The organism is Wolbachia endosymbiont of Cylisticus convexus, from assembly GCF_003344345.1.
Genome location: NZ_QPIP01000187.1, coordinates 1 through 966, shown reverse-complemented (window position 1 = coordinate 966; position 966 = coordinate 1). Strand labels below are relative to the sequence as shown.

1 protein-coding gene and 1 pseudogene are annotated in these 966 nt (G+C 38.4%); one reads left to right on the top strand and one right to left on the bottom strand.

Features of this window, described 5'->3' with window-relative positions:
• Positions 1–563 (top strand): annotated as a pseudogene (locus Wcon_RS10070) (phage portal protein); the annotation flags it as partial.
• Positions 564–599: 36 nt separating this feature from the next.
• Here the strand turns inward: Wcon_RS10070 and Wcon_RS10065 are convergent.
• A partial coding sequence (locus Wcon_RS10065; protein WP_147269143.1) for a transposase occupies positions 600–966 on the bottom strand: 367 nt, incomplete at its 5' end.

The window sequence follows — 966 nt, the reverse complement described above, 5'->3', positions numbered from 1 at the left end:
TGAGCAAGGAGTAGCACTATCTGGCCTAGAACCTGGAACAATGCAGCTTTTAGATCCAGGTGAGGACATAAAATTTTCAGAGCCATCAGATGTTGGAGGAAGTTATGAAGCGTTTATAAGACAGCAGCTAAGGGCAATAGCGATTGGTACAGGGATAACATATGAGCAACTAACAGGAAGGTGTTAATTATTCATCTATTCGAGCAGGGCTGATAGAGTTTCGCAGAAGGTGCGCAATGTTGCAGCATAACGTGATAGTGTTCCAGTTTTGTAGACCTATTTGGAATAGATGGCTAGAATTAGCAGTACTTTGTGGAGAACTGAGTATAGATGGAAAAGTAGTAAAAGCAGCGAAAGAAGAAGTAAAATGGATACCACAGGGATTTGACTGGGTGGATCCGCTAAAAGATCAGCAAGCACAGCAAATGGCAGTAAGAAATGGATTTAAGAGTCGATCGGAAGTAGTATCAGAAATGGGTTACGATGTAGAAGAAATTGATCAAGAAATAGCAGAGGATAATAAACGCGCCAATAGTCTCAATTTAATATTTGATTCTGATGTTGGGGGAATGTTCAAAAAAGTGTGTCAAGCCGCATTTTTAGTTCAACTCAATTTTCAACCTATCTGGAAAGAAAATATCAAGTTGAGACATAGTTAAAGCCCAATTAGGGAGAGCCATAATCCACTTTTGCTCTACCTTTTTTATAGCACAATATACCTGTTTGTACAAGGCATTTGTACTAGTAAATGAACCCTTAGTTTTAGTAAATTTCCTGATTTGTCTATGCAACCCCTCAATTGGATTAGTGGTGTAAATCAGCTTCCTAACTGGCCCAGAATACTTAAAATAACTGGATAAGTTTTCCCAATTGTTCTGCCAGGATTTTATAACTAAAGGATACTTTTCTCCCCATTTTCCTTCCAGCTCAAGCAGATAATTCTCAGCAATTTCTTTACTTGAAGCA